This is a genomic window from Streptomyces sp. M41(2017), assembly GCF_002078175.1.
Classification (GTDB): domain Bacteria; phylum Actinomycetota; class Actinomycetes; order Streptomycetales; family Streptomycetaceae; genus Streptomyces.
The window spans coordinates 4093695-4106057 of record NZ_MWFK01000001.1; the positions used below are offsets into that span (position 1 = coordinate 4093695).

At 71.8% G+C, this 12363-nt stretch carries 12 protein-coding genes; 7 read left to right on the forward strand and 5 right to left on the reverse strand.

Annotated features, from left to right (window positions below; all coding sequences use genetic code 11):
• Positions 1–101: 101 nt before the first annotated feature.
• The 3 genes from B0675_RS18005 to B0675_RS18015 all read left to right on the forward strand — a co-directional run bounded on the left by B0675_RS18005 (position 102) and on the right by B0675_RS18015 (position 2585).
• On the forward strand, positions 102–689 hold the full coding sequence (locus tag B0675_RS18005; protein ID WP_179165316.1) for a DUF5998 family protein: 588 nt from the start codon (positions 102–104) through the stop codon (positions 687–689).
• Positions 689–1876, forward strand: coding sequence for a nucleotide pyrophosphatase/phosphodiesterase family protein (locus B0675_RS18010; protein WP_081219838.1), 1188 nt, complete (start codon positions 689–691; stop codon positions 1874–1876). Before B0675_RS18005 ends, B0675_RS18010 begins: the two co-directional genes overlap by 1 nt.
• A 61-nt stretch (positions 1877–1937) precedes the next feature.
• The gene (locus B0675_RS18015; protein ID WP_081219839.1) at positions 1938–2585 is read left to right on the forward strand and encodes a thymidine kinase; all 648 of its coding nucleotides are present in this window, start codon (positions 1938–1940) and stop codon (positions 2583–2585) included.
• Between the two features lie 42 nt (positions 2586–2627).
• Here the strand turns inward: B0675_RS18015 and B0675_RS18020 are convergent, their stop codons facing one another.
• On the reverse strand, positions 2628–3431 hold the full coding sequence (locus B0675_RS18020; protein ID WP_081221854.1) for a VOC family protein: 804 nt from the start codon (positions 3429–3431) through the stop codon (positions 2628–2630).
• A 324-nt stretch (positions 3432–3755) separates the two neighbouring features.
• On the opposite strand from B0675_RS18020, the gene B0675_RS18025 reads away from it, so the two are divergent.
• The gene (locus tag B0675_RS18025; RefSeq protein WP_081219840.1) at positions 3756–4583 is read left to right on the forward strand and encodes a sulfurtransferase; all 828 of its coding nucleotides are present in this window, start codon (positions 3756–3758) and stop codon (positions 4581–4583) included.
• Between the two features lie 220 nt (positions 4584–4803).
• Here the strand turns inward: B0675_RS18025 and sepH are convergent, their stop codons facing one another.
• Positions 4804–5889, reverse strand: coding sequence for a septation protein SepH (gene sepH / locus B0675_RS18030; protein WP_081219841.1), 1086 nt, complete (start codon positions 5887–5889; stop codon positions 4804–4806).
• Between the two features lie 439 nt (positions 5890–6328).
• Here sepH and B0675_RS18035 point away from each other — a divergent pair, with 439 nt between their 5' ends.
• Positions 6329–7138, forward strand: a complete 810-nt coding sequence (locus B0675_RS18035; protein WP_081219842.1) for a hypothetical protein — start codon at positions 6329–6331, stop codon at positions 7136–7138.
• On the opposite strand, the gene B0675_RS18040 is transcribed toward B0675_RS18035, so the two are convergent.
• Both B0675_RS18040 and B0675_RS18045 read right to left on the reverse strand, forming a co-directional pair.
• Positions 7062–8381 carry a D-arabinono-1,4-lactone oxidase gene (locus B0675_RS18040; RefSeq protein WP_081219843.1) on the reverse strand — a complete coding sequence of 440 codons (1320 nt, stop codon included), beginning with the start codon at positions 8379–8381 and terminating at the stop codon, positions 7062–7064. The two genes, B0675_RS18035 and B0675_RS18040, sit on opposite strands and share 77 nt — an antisense overlap.
• Positions 8341–9579 (reverse strand): MFS transporter, encoded by a 1239-nt coding sequence (locus B0675_RS18045; RefSeq protein WP_081219844.1) that lies wholly within the window; start codon positions 9577–9579, stop codon positions 8341–8343. The genes B0675_RS18040 and B0675_RS18045 overlap by 41 nt, the downstream gene beginning before the upstream one ends.
• A 277-nt stretch (positions 9580–9856) precedes the next feature.
• Here B0675_RS18045 and B0675_RS18050 point away from each other — a divergent pair, with 277 nt between their 5' ends.
• Together B0675_RS18050 and B0675_RS18055 are read left to right on the forward strand one after the other, a co-directional pair.
• A complete protein-coding gene (locus tag B0675_RS18050; protein ID WP_081219845.1) occupies positions 9857–10984 on the forward strand; it encodes a ferrochelatase in 1128 nt (375 codons plus the stop codon).
• 8 nt (positions 10985–10992) lie between these two features.
• Positions 10993–11808, forward strand: coding sequence for an inositol monophosphatase family protein (locus B0675_RS18055; protein ID WP_081219846.1), 816 nt, complete (start codon positions 10993–10995; stop codon positions 11806–11808).
• Between the two features lie 155 nt (positions 11809–11963).
• Here the strand turns inward: B0675_RS18055 and B0675_RS18060 are convergent, their stop codons facing one another.
• Positions 11964–12143 carry a hypothetical protein gene (locus tag B0675_RS18060; protein WP_081219847.1) on the reverse strand — a complete coding sequence of 60 codons (180 nt, stop codon included), beginning with the start codon at positions 12141–12143 and terminating at the stop codon, positions 11964–11966.
• Between the last annotated feature and the right edge of the window lie 220 nt (positions 12144–12363).

Below are 12363 nucleotides of genomic sequence, written 5' to 3' on the forward strand. Positions count from 1 at the left end.
ACCCGGCCGCCCGGTCCCCGGGCCGGATCCGTGGGACCCGTCCACCACCGACCCGCCCGAGCGGTGCCTCGCAGTCAGTGGGCCCCCGTAGGATGGACGTCATGGCCAAGACCAGTACGACGACCCAGGGGCTGCGAGCGGCGATCGAGCGCAGCGGCTACTACCCGGCCCTCGTGGCCGAGGCGGTGGAGGCCGCGATCGGCGGCGACACCATCCGGTCGTACCTGGTCCATCAGGAGACGACGTTCGACGCGAACGAGGTGCGGCGCCACGTCACCGTGCTCGTCCTCACCGGCAACCGCTTCATCGTCAGCCACACCGACGAGCAGAACGCGGACACCACGTCTCCGACCCCCTACGCCACGACGTCGACCGAGTCCGTGAAGCTCGGCCGGATCTCGTCCGTCGTCGTCAGCCGCGTCGTCGCGAACCCCGAGTCGTACACCCCGGGCACGCTGCCCCGCGAAGTCGTCCTGACCATCGGATGGGGTGCCGTCAGCCGTATCGACCTGGAGCCCGCCGCCTGCGGCGACCCCAACTGCGAGGCGGACCACGGCTACACGGGCAACTCGACGGCCGACGACCTCAGCCTGCGCGTCAGCGAGGCGGGCGACGGCCCCGAGACCGTGCAGCAGGCACTCGCCTTCGCGCAGTCCCTCTCCGAAGCGACCGCGGACGTCACCCGCTGATGGCCCTGCCCACCTGGGACCACCCGGAACCGCTCGCCGTCGACTCCGCGCCCGTCCCCGAATACGGCGCCGGTTCCCTGGCCGACGTGCTGCCGACGCTCGCCGCCGGCATGTCCGTGCCCGGCATGACCGCCGCCATACCGGAACTGACCCCGGCCGACCGCAACTGCGTCTTCCTGATCGACGGTCTCGGCTGGGAGCAGCTCCGGGCCCACCCGGACGAAGCCCCCTTCATGACCTCGCTCCTCGCCTCCTCGCGCGGCGGCACGGGGCGTCCGATCACGGCGGGCTACCCGGCCACCACCGCGACCTCCCTCGCCTCCGTCGGCACCGGCCTGCCCCCGGGCGCGCACGGCCTGCCGGGCTACACCGCGCGCAACCCCGCGACCGGCGAGCTGATGAACCAGCTCCGCTGGAATCCGTGGACCGACCCGCGCGCGTGGCAGCCCCACCCCACGATCTTCCAGCTGGCCGACGCGGCGGGCGTGCACACCGCCCAGGTCTCCTCGCCCACCTTCCAGAACACGCCGCTGACGAAGGTCGCGCTGAGCGGCGGCACGTTCCACGGACGGCTGTCCGGCGAGGAGCGCATGGACCTCGCCGCCGAGCAACTGGCCGCGGGCGACCGCTCCTTGGTCTACACGTACTACGCCGAGGTCGACGGCAAGGGTCACCGTTTCGGCATCGACTCCGACCCCTGGCGCGGCCAGCTGATGTACGTCGACCGCCTCGTCCAGCGCCTCGCGGAGCAGCTCCCGCCGCGCTCGGTGCTGTATGTCACCGCCGACCACGGCATGATCGACATCCCGTTCGACGAGCAGCACCGCATCGACTTCGACGAGGACTGGGAGCTGCGCGCCGGCGTGGCCCTGCTGGGCGGCGAGGGCCGCGCCCGTCACGTCTACGCGGTCCCGGGCGCCCAGGCGGACGTGCTGACCTGCTGGCGCGAGGTCCTCGGCGAGCAGTTCTGGATCGCGTCCCGGGACGAGGCGATCGCGGCGGGCTGGTTCGGCCCGCGGGTCGACGAGCGGGTCCACGCCCGGCTCGGTGACGTCATCGCCGCCGCCCGCGACGACGTCCTGATCATCGCGTCCGAGCGGGAGCCCAAGGAGTCGGCGATGGTCGGCAACCACGGCTCGATGACCCCCGTCGAGCAGCTGGTCCCGCTTCTGCAAGTGCGTACCTGACGTCCGTCCCGGTCGCCGTTCCCGTCCCCCTGCCCCGCTGCCGAAAGGTGCTCGACTCCCCATGCCCGAGCTGGTGTTCTTCTCCGGAACGATGGACTGCGGGAAGTCCACGCTGGCTCTCCAGATCGAGCACAACCGCTCGGCACGGGGCCTGCAGGGCATGATCTTCACGCGCGACGACCGTGCGGGCGAGGGCAAGCTCTCCTCGCGCCTCGGCCTCGTCACCGACGCGGTCGAGGTGGCGGACGACCAGGACCTGTACGCCTACGTCGTCGACCACCTCTCCCAGGGCGGCCGGGCGGACTACGTGATCGCGGACGAGGCGCAGTTCCTCGCCCCGGGGCAGATCGACCAACTGGCGCGCGTGGTGGACGACCTCGACGTCGACGTGTTCGCCTTCGGTATCACCACCGACTTCCGCTCCAAGCTCTTCCCCGGCTCCCAGCGACTCGTCGAACTCGCCGACCGGGTCGAGGTCCTCCAGGTCGAGGCCCTGTGCTGGTGCGGAGCCCGTGCCACGCACAACGCCCGCACCATAGGCGGCGCGATGGTCGTCGAGGGCGCCCAGGTCGTCGTCGGCGACGTCAACCAGCCGGAGAACATCGGCTACGAGGTCCTGTGCCGCCGACACCACCGCCGCCGTATGACGGCCGCCACGGCTCACGCGGGCGCACTGTCGCCGGACGTCCTGCCGATCGCCCCTGTCTGATCCCGCGTGCCGCCCGCATGGATCACATGACGGTATTGATCATCACGTGACGGCATGGATCAACGAGAACATCGCCCCTTCGGGGTCCGCCACCGTCGCCACCCGTCCGTGCGGGGAGTCGTGGGCGGCCTTCAGAAGGTGCCCGCCGAGTTCCCCGACCCGCCGGACGGTGGCGTCGACGTCGGCCGCCTCGAAATAGGTCAGCCAGTGCGGCCCGCGGTCGCGCGGCAGGGCGTTCCCGACACCGTGGACGCCGGCCACCGGGACCCCGTCGATGTGCAGCGTCACGTAGTCGAAATCGGCGGAGACGGTCGGCTCCAGTTCGTACCCGAAGACCCCCTGGTAGAACTTGACGACGCTCTCGCTGTCCCGCGTCACGAGCTCGTTCCACGCCGGGGTGCCCGTCACACCCGTGATCGCGGTGCCGAGGTGGGCGGCTACCTGCCAGATGCCGAAGACGGCACCGGACGGGTCGGAGGCGATCGCGAGGCGCCCGGCCTCCGCCGCGTCGAGCGGACCCACGCCCACGGTGCCGCCGCTCTGCCGTACCGTCGCGGCCGTCCGGTCCGCGTCCTCCGAAGCGAAGTACGGCGTCCAGGCGATGGGCAGGTGCCGGTCGGGCGGCAACTGGCCGATGCCGGCCACCTCGTGGCCGTCGAGCATGGCCCGCGCGTAGGGGCCGAGCTGCTGCGGGCCCGGCTGGAACTCCCAGCCGAACAACTCTCCGTAGAACTCCTGGGTCGCGGCCATCTCGTGCACCATCAGGCTCACCCAGCAGGGTGCGCCGGGCGCGTGCCGAGCATGCGTGGTGCCGTTCAGGCCGGCCGACCCCCGTGCCTCGGTCATCGTCACTCTCTTCTCGGCCCCTCGCGGTGGCCGGTCACCTTCCGCCTACGAACACGCGTACCCAGTCGTGAACGTGCACGCCCCGTGCCCGATGTTCGCACCACCGGTCGTGCCGCGCGTCCTGGCCGCGCCGCCGTTCGGCGGCACACGGCCGGAGGATGCCCGGACTGCCGTTGCCCCGTCGTTTCGGAGCGATTGCCGCGTGGTGTCCATCGGTTGTACAGCATGTGCCCGATCCCGTACACGCGGTGACCGGACCTGCCCGGCCGAGCAGAGTAGCCGGACCTTGGCAACGCGGCCACCCCGTGCGCGAGGATGGTGGCCATGAACGCCACCATCACCGCATCCGAACTCGCGAGCGACCTCGCGGGACCGAACCCCCCGGTCCTCCTCGATGTCCGCTGGCAGCTGGGCGGCCCCGACCTGCGCTCCGCGTACGAGGAGGCACACATCCCGGGGGCCGTCTTCGTCGACCTGGATTCCGAACTCGCTGGTCCGGCCGGTGCCGCGGGGCGTCATCCGCTGCCCGACCCGGAGGTCTTCGGCGCGGCCATGCGGGCCGCGGGTGTCTCCGGGAACCGTGACGTCGTCGTGTACGACGGGGGGCAGGGCTGGGCCGCCGCGCGCGCCTGGTGGCTGCTGGGCCATTCGGGTCATCCGTCGGTACGCGTGCTTGACGGCGGGTTCGCCGCCTGGACCGGGCCGGTCTCCTCGGAGGTCCCCGCGCCGGCGCCCGGGACGTTCGTACCGGCGCCCGGTGCCCGGCCGTCGCTCGACGCGGACGCCGCGGCCGCGCTCGCCCGGTCCGGGCTGCTGCTGGACGCCCGCGCCGGTGAGCGCTACCGCGGCGAGGTCGAGCCGATCGACCGGGTCGGCGGACACATTCCCGGTGCCGTCTCCGCGCCGACCTCGGAGAACGTCACGGAGGACGGCCGCTTCCTGCCCGCTTCCGAACTCGCCGACCGTTTCACGTCGCTCGGCGCGACGCCCGCGGCCGAGGTCGGCGTCTACTGCGGTTCCGGTGTCTCCGGCGCCCACCAGGTGCTGGCACTCGCCGTGGCCGGGATCCCCGCCGCGCTGTACGTGGGTTCGTGGTCGGAGTGGTCCCAGGACGCGTCCCGCCCGGTCGCCGTGGGCCCCGACCCGCAGTAACGGCGGGCCTTCGCGAACCCGGGCCCGGAGCGACGGCGGGCCGTGGTGGTCCCCGGCCCGCCGTGGCGGCGGGGCTTGGCAACCCTGGAATCGAGCGAGCGTCGGGGCACGGTCCGCTGCTGTCCGCGACGACCTCCGGGCCGCGCGGCCTCTCGGGCACGAGGAGGACGTGGAAGGGGCCCGCACCGATCCGGTGCGGGCCCCTTCCACGTCCACGTGACTAGTCCTGCTTCTTCCGCCGTGTGCCGAAGACGATCTCGTCCCAGCTCGGGACGGCCGCTCTGCGGCCCGGACGGACCCCGTCGGCCTCGGCCTGGCGGTCGGTCGTGCCGACGAGCCGGTCGCGGTGGCTGCCGACCGAGCGGGGCATGAGGACGTCCGCGTAGGCGGACCCCGCGCCGGCCGAGGCGGCCGGAGCCGGGGGCTCCTCCTCCTCGGGCTCGGTGACGGGCTCCTCGCCGGCGGGACGCTCGGTGTTCGCCGGGCGCTCGGGCACCACCATGTCGCCGCGGAAGCTGGGCACCGCCTCCAGGAGACTGGTGAGCGAGTCCCGCTCGCCGGCCTCCTCGACCGGCTCCGGAGGAGCCGGGGGCAGGCTCGGCCGCTCCATCTGCCGGTCGAGCGCGCGGTCCAGCGGACGGTCTCGGGGGAGCCGGGCGATCCGCGGTACGAACGGGAAGCTCGGCTCGGGTGCCGCGAGGTCGTCGGACTCGCCGATCAGCGAGCGCGCCTCGTCGTCGACGGCCTGGACGAGCCGCCGGGGCGGGTCGTAGGTCCAGCTCGCCGCGTGCGGCTCGCCCGCGACGCGGTACACCAGCATGACTTCCCAGGTGCCGTCGTCGCGGCGCCACGAGTCCCACTGGACGGTGTCCTTCTCGGCACCCCGGATCGTCAGCCGTTCCTGAACGGCTTCACCGAGCTGAGGGCCGACGTTCTCGCCGGGCCGGCGCACGGGGGTCTTCCTGGCTCGCTCGGCCATGAAGGCGCGCTCCGCCAGGACGGGACCCTCGAAGCGGCGGACGCGGTCGACGGGGATTCCGGCGAGCTGGGCGACCTCCTCCGCGGAGGCGCCGGCACGTATACGCGCCTGAATGTCTCGGGGGCGGAGATGGCTCTCCACCTCGATCTCGATCTGGCCGAGGCGCGGACGGTCGCCGCGGACCGCGGCGCGCAGACGCTCGTCAATCGGAAGCGTGTACTCCGTGCTGTCCGCAGCCTTCAGCACCAGCCGTGTGCCGTCGTTAGAGACGGCCACGACACGCAGTTCGGGCATGGGGACCTCCCGGGTGGTGCCTGCCGACGTCACGTGCGTCGCTGCTTCCGCTAGTCGAGTGTGGCCTGCCCGGGTGCAGCCTGCCACAACCTTGCCGAGTTGCCCGGCGTGTCGGGCACGGGCCCGAGGCTGCCGTTATGGCACGGTTACCTATTCGCAACGCTAAGTGACGAACTCCATCACCCTGTGCAACGAGCCCCCTCCCGGCGGTCCTGCAAGGCCCCGGACACCCTGGCGGGAGTCCGGACCCAGGGCTCGCAACAGTACTCCATTCGGGCCACGCGCGTGGATCGCCGCGCCGCCCAACTTCGGGCGGGGGGTGGTAGTTGGCCGCCCCTGAGCGCGAATCCGGCGTCCGGGAACGTGGCGCACTTCACGGAATCACCAGAAACGGAACTAATCGTTTCGCCTGTACGTCCCTTTCTCGTGCGATCAGTCGATCAAGTACGGGAAAGGCAGGCAAGGTCCGGGAATGCGTGAGAAGCCGGGTGTCGGCGGCGAGGAGCCGGGTGCCGACACGGAACCGAGGAAGAAGAGGCTGGACCTGAGCGTCCCTCAGGTGGCGGGGAGCGCGGTCGCCGCGGTGGTCGCCGCGAAACTCGCGTCCTACTTCGGCGTCTACGGGACGATCCTGGGCGCCGGTCTGGTCAGTGTTGTCGCCACCAGTGGGGGAACGCTCTTCCAGCATTTCTTCCGGCGCACCGGGGAGCAGATACGCGAGGTGAGGGTGCAGCCGAAGCTGCGCACGCGGTCGCAGCAGGTGTCCGCGGCCGCGCCGGCCGGGACGCCGGGGGAGTTCACCCAGGGCACCGTCTACCGGGCCCGGGTCAGAAGCTGGAAGCGGCCACTGGTCGCCACCGCTCTCGTGTTCGGCGTCACGATGACCGGGATCACCACGTACGAACTGGTCTCGGGCAAGAGTTTCAGCGGGGACGGCACGAGCACGACCGTGGGCGACGCCTTCAAGGGGCACAGCTCGGGGTCGGGCGGTTCCGGCTCCGGCTCCGGTACGACACCGTCGCCGGACTCCTCGCCTTCGTCGTCGCCGCGGTCCCCTCAAGAACCCGGTCCATCCACCGGTGACGACGGCGCCGCTTCGCGGGAACCGGGAAGCGGCGGCACGACGTCACGGCCGACGCCCGATGGCGCGTCCTCGGACCCGGAGACCGGGGACAGCACCCCGACTCCGGACCCCAGCACGACCGCTACGACCCCAGCACCCTCCGCAAGTAGTCATTCGCAAAGCGCCGATCCGGGTCGAGTCGATCCCGGAGCGCCGTGAACTCGCCGAAGCGCGGGTAGACCCCGGAGAAGTACTCCGCGTCCCGCGTGTGCACCTTGCCCCAGTGCGGGCGCCCCTCGTGGGCGGTGAAGATCTGCTCGGCGGCGGTGAAGTACGCCTGGTACGGGGTGCCCCGGAACATGTGGACGGCGATGTAGGCGCTGTCCCGGCCGGACGCCGTGGACAGGGTGATGTCGTCGGCGGGCGCGGTGCGCACCTCGACCGGGAAGCTGACCCGCAGGGCGGAACGCTCGACCATCGACTTCAGTTCGCGCAGCGTCTCCACGAGGGCCTCGCGCGGCACGGCGTACTCCATCTCCACGAACCGCACCCGGCGCGGGGAGGTGAAGACCTTGTACGGGATGTCCGTGTAGGTCCGCGCGGAGAGCGCGCGGCTGGAGAGCCTCGCGATCGACGGGATGGTCACGGGTGCGGCGCGGCCGAGCAGGTTGACCACCTGGAAGAGGCCGTTGGAGAGGAACTCGTCCTCGATCCAGCCGCTGACCGCCCCCACCGGCTTCTCGGGGCCGGCGCTGCGGTTGTTGCGCTTGGTGTTGCAGTTGCCGGTGTGCGGGAACCAGTAGAACTCGAAGTGCTCGTTCTCGGTGAACAGTTCGTCGAAGTCGGCGGTGACCCTGTCGAAGGTCATCGGCTCCTCGCGGGCGGAGAGGAGGAACACGGGCTCCACGGAGAAGGTGATCGCCGTCACGATGCCCAGGGCGCCGATGCCTATCCGGGCCGCGGCGAAGACCTCGGGGTTCTCCTTCTCGGAGCACGTCAGCACCGATCCGTCCGCGGTCACCAATTCAAGGCCCTTGATCTGCGCGGCGATCGAGGCCGAGTCCCGGCCGGTGCCGTGCGTTCCGGTGCTGGTCGCGCCCGAGACCGTCTGCTCCATGATGTCGCCCATGTTCGTGAGCGACAGCCCCTCGCGCGCGAGGGCCAGGTTGAGCCTCTTGAGCGGGGTGCCCGCCTCGACCGTGACCGTCATGGCCTCCCGGTCGATCCCCCGGATGCCCGTCAACAGGTGAGGGCGGATCAAGACGCCGTCCGTGGCGGCGGCGGCCGTGAAGGAGTGCCCGGTGCCGACGGCCTTCACCGTCAGGCCGTCCTCGGCCGCCCGGCGTACGGCGGCGGTGAGTTCGTCGACCGAGGCAGGGGTGACCTCCCGTACGGGACGGGCGGTCACGTTCCCCGCCCAGTTACGCCACGTGCCGCTCTTCCCGCTCACTGTGGTGCTCATGAGACCCTCCCCGCTGCGGAACCGGCCTGCTGAGCCGGCGATACCCGAGGAAACCCACCGCGACCGCGACCGCTCCGGACACCGCCGGAACCAAGTACCCGGCCTTCGCACCGGAGGCGTCGATCACCCAGCCGGCCACGGAGGAACCGAGCGCGACCCCGACCGCGAGTCCCGTGCTCACCCAGGTCATGCCTTCGGTCAGTTTCGCGCGAGGTACGTGCTGCTCGATGAGGGACATCGTCGTGATCATCGTGGGAGCGATGGAGAGGCCCGCAACGAACAGCGCCACGGCCAGGAACGGCAAGTTTCCGACCAGTAGGAGGGGGATCATACTCACGGCCATCGCGCATATGCCCAGCAGCCACCTGCGTTCCGGCGCCCCCTTGAAGTGCAGGAGTCCGAAGACGGCCCCCGCGAGGCAGGAACCCGCCGCATAGATCGCCAGGACGATGCTCGCCCCGGCCTTGTGCCCCTGCTCCTCGGCGAAGGCCACGGTGACGACGTCGACGGCCCCGAAGATCGCCCCGGTCGCCACGAAGGTGGCCACCAGTACCTGGAGTCCGGCGGAGCGGAGCGCGGAACCGCCGGCGTGCTGCTCGCGCGGATGCGGTGCGGGCTCCGTCGCGCGCTGCGAGGTCAGCCAGAAGACACCGGCCGCGAGGAAGCAGGCGGCGAGCAGCGGACCGGCCTCCGGGAACCACACCGTGGACAGTCCGATGGAGATGATCGGCCCGAAGATGAAGCAGACCTCGTCGACCACGGACTCCAGGGAGTACGCGGTGTGCAGTTGCGGGGTGCCTCCGTAGAGGGCCGCCCAGCGGGCCCGGACCATCGCGCCGATGCTCGGGACGCAGCCGATGCCGGCGGCGCACGCGAACAGCACCCAGTCCGGCCACTCGAAGTGCGCGGCGAGCAGCAGGCCCGCCGCGGCGGCGAGCGCGAACAACGTGACGGGGCGCAGCACCCGCCGCTGCCCGTGCCGGTCGACCATCCTGGAGACCTGCGGGCCGAGCGCGGCGGCGGCCAGCGCCATGGTCGCGGAGAGAGCGCCGGCGAGCCCGTACCGCCCGGTGAGCTGGGAGATCATCGTGACCACGCCGATGCCCATCATGGACAGCGGCATCCGGCCGAGGAAGCCCGCTGCGGAGAAGCCCTTGGAGCCGGGGGCGGCGAACAGGGCGCGGTACGGGCTGGGCACGGGGGTCTCCGTCGGCTCGGCTCGGCCTCCCGGTCACCACGGGCGGCCCGAACGTCGGTAAGGCGTGAAGCTGGCTGATACAGCTTACGGGTTAGGGCACCCTAAAGCGCACGCCCGCAACGTGCCGGTCCGCACGCCCCCAGCGCCCCTGAACTCACCCGCGTCCGCGGCCGGAAGGGCCTGTCCCGCCGGCGCGCGGCGCGGCCCGCGGGCGTCGTTCCTCGTTCGCCACCCCGCCGTTTCTCGCATGTCAGTACCGGGTGGCAGGATCGGAGGCATGCCAGACGTGCTCGATGCCACCCCCTATGACGCCCTGTTGCTGCTCTCGTTCGGCGGCCCCGAAGGGCCGGACGACGTGGTCCCGTTCCTGGAGAACGTGACGCGGGGCAGGGGTATCCCCAAGGAGCGGCTCAAGGAGGTGGGGCAGCACTACTTCCTGTTCGACGGGATCAGTCCCATCAACGACCAGAACCGCGCCCTGCTCGACGTGCTGCGCAAGGACTTCGCCGACCACGGCCTCGACCTGCCGGTGTACTGGGGCAACCGGAACTGGGCGCCGTACCTGACCGACACCCTGCGGGAAATGGTCACCGACGGCCGGCGCCGGATCCTGGTCCTGGCCACCAGCGCCTACGCCTCGTACTCGGGCTGCCGGCAGTACCGCGAGGACCTCGCCGGGGCGCTCGCCGCCCTGGAGAGCGAGGGGCTGGAGCTGCCGAGGATCGACAAACTGCGCCACTACTTCAACCACCCCGGGTTCGTGGAGCCGATGACCGAGGGCGTCCTGCGGTCGCTGGCCGAGCTGCCCGAGGAGGTCCGCGCGGACGCGCACCTGGCGTTCACCACGCACTCCATCCCCACCGCCGCGGCGGACACCTCGGGACCGGTCGAGGGCCACGGCGACGGCGGCGCGTACGTCCGTCAGCACCTGGACGTGGCGCGGCTGATCGTGGAGGAGGTGCGCGAGCGGACGGGCGTCGACCATCCCTGGCGGCTCGTCTACCAGTCCCGCTCCGGGGCCCCGCACATCCCGTGGCTGGAGCCGGACATCTGCGACCACCTGGAGGAGCTGCACGGAGCCGGTGCCCCGGCCGCCGTGATGGTGCCGATCGGGTTCGTCTCGGACCACATGGAGGTCCTGTACGACCTGGACACGGAGGCGCGCGCCAAGGCCGCCGAGCTCGGTCTCCCGGTGCGCCGCTCGGCCACCGTGGGCTCCGATCCCCGGTTCGCCGCCGCGGTTCGTGACCTGGTCCTGGAGCGCGCCGCGGCCGAGAGCGGCCGCGGGGTGACACCGTGTGCCCTGGGCGCTCTGGGTGCGAGCCACGACCTGTGTCCGGTGGGCTGCTGTCCTGCCCGGACGCCCAAGCCCGCCGCCGCGGGCGCCGACAGCCCCTACGCATGAGGAGCCCCGTGACCGCGCCCCTGCAGACCGAACTGCTCCAGCTCGCGCACGAGGCGGCCCGCCGCGCCGGCGCGCTGCTGCGGGACGGCCGCCCCGCGGACCTGACGGTCGCCGCCACCAAGTCCAGCCCGATCGACGTCGTCACCGAGATGGACATCGCCGCCGAGAAGCTGATCACCAACCTGATCGCCGAACACCGCCCGCGCGACGGCTTCCTCGGCGAGGAGGGCTCCGCCACCGAGGGCACCAGCGGTATCCGCTGGATCGTCGACCCGCTCGACGGCACGGTCAACTACCTTTACGGACTGCCTACCTGGGCGGTGTCCATCGCGGCCGAACAGGACGGCGAGACCGTCGTCGGGGTCGTCGCGGCCCCGATGCGCGGCGAGACCTACCACGCGGTCCGCGGCCGCGGCGCCCGTGCCACCGGCGCCTGGGTCGGTGAGCGCCGGCTGACCTGCCGCCCGTCACCCGCCCTCGACCAGGCCCTCGTCGCGACCGGCTTCAACTACGTGACCGACGTCAAGGTCCACCAGGCCGACGTCGTCCAGCGGCTCATCCCGCTGGTCCGGGACATCCGCCGCTCCGGCTCGGCGGCGGTCGACCTGTGCGACGTCGCGGCCGGCCGCCTCGACGGGTACTACGAGCGGGGTCTCCACCCCTGGGACCTCGCGGCGGGGGACCTGATCGTCCGTGAGGCGGGCGCGGTGACCGGTGGACGCCCCGGAGAGCGCCCCGGAGGCGATCTCGCGGTCGCTGCCTCCCCGGGCGTCTTCGAGCCCCTCCAGCAGCTCCTGGAGGACTTCGGGGCCTGGCGCGACTGACGTAACGGAGCGGACGCGTCACGCACGGCGACCGGGGGCCCGCGGCGGCTCGCTGCCTGCCCGGTCACGGAACGCGGCGCGTCGGACGGCGGCGGAAAACGAAGCGGGACCCCGGCACTGGATCGATACCGGGGTCCCGCTGTCGTACGTACGGATCAGACGCGCGTCGCGCCCGCGCCGACCTCCACACCGTGCTCGGCGGCGAGGCGGTGCAGGTCGTCCAGCTCGGCCTGCTCTACCTCGGCGAGGAAGTCGTCACCTGTTTCGCGAGCACGCGTCAGGTCGGTCTCGGTCGCCCTTATGCGCTGCAGAAGTCCTGCGGTGAAAGCGTCCATGCTGCGCCCCCTCGTCCTGGGTCGTGGGTCGGGTGGCACGGGGGTGTGCCGATCGGAAGGGGCGATCACGTCTCCGAATGGGTGCCGCCCAGCGCAGCCCGGGCTGGGCGGCGACGGTGCCGGACACCCACGCCCGCTCTGCGGAAGCGGTTGGACGTACCACAAGGTGGCTTGCCACGTGCAGAGCGTGATCGCGGGGTGTAAAGCCGTCCTCCCCCCG

Excerpts from the sequence above, each read along its gene's own strand:
- B0675_RS18050 (WP_081219845.1), top strand. The coding sequence starts at position 9,857 with ATGCCAGACGTGCTCGATGCCACCCCCTATGACGCCCTGTTGCTGCTC.
- B0675_RS18060 (WP_081219847.1), bottom strand. The coding sequence starts at position 12,143 with ATGGACGCTTTCACCGCAGGACTTCTGCAGCGCATAAGGGCGACCGAG.
- B0675_RS18035 (WP_081219842.1), top strand. The coding sequence starts at position 6,329 with ATGCGTGAGAAGCCGGGTGTCGGCGGCGAGGAGCCGGGTGCCGACACG.
- B0675_RS18010 (WP_081219838.1), top strand. The coding sequence starts at position 689 with ATGGCCCTGCCCACCTGGGACCACCCGGAACCGCTCGCCGTCGACTCC.
- B0675_RS18015 (WP_081219839.1), top strand. The coding sequence starts at position 1,938 with ATGCCCGAGCTGGTGTTCTTCTCCGGAACGATGGACTGCGGGAAGTCC.
- B0675_RS18025 (WP_081219840.1), top strand. The coding sequence starts at position 3,756 with ATGAACGCCACCATCACCGCATCCGAACTCGCGAGCGACCTCGCGGGA.
- B0675_RS18020 (WP_081221854.1), bottom strand. The coding sequence starts at position 3,431 with ATGACCGAGGCACGGGGGTCGGCCGGCCTGAACGGCACCACGCATGCT.
- B0675_RS18005 (WP_179165316.1), top strand. The coding sequence starts at position 102 with ATGGCCAAGACCAGTACGACGACCCAGGGGCTGCGAGCGGCGATCGAG.
- B0675_RS18040 (WP_081219843.1), bottom strand. The coding sequence starts at position 8,381 with ATGAGCACCACAGTGAGCGGGAAGAGCGGCACGTGGCGTAACTGGGCG.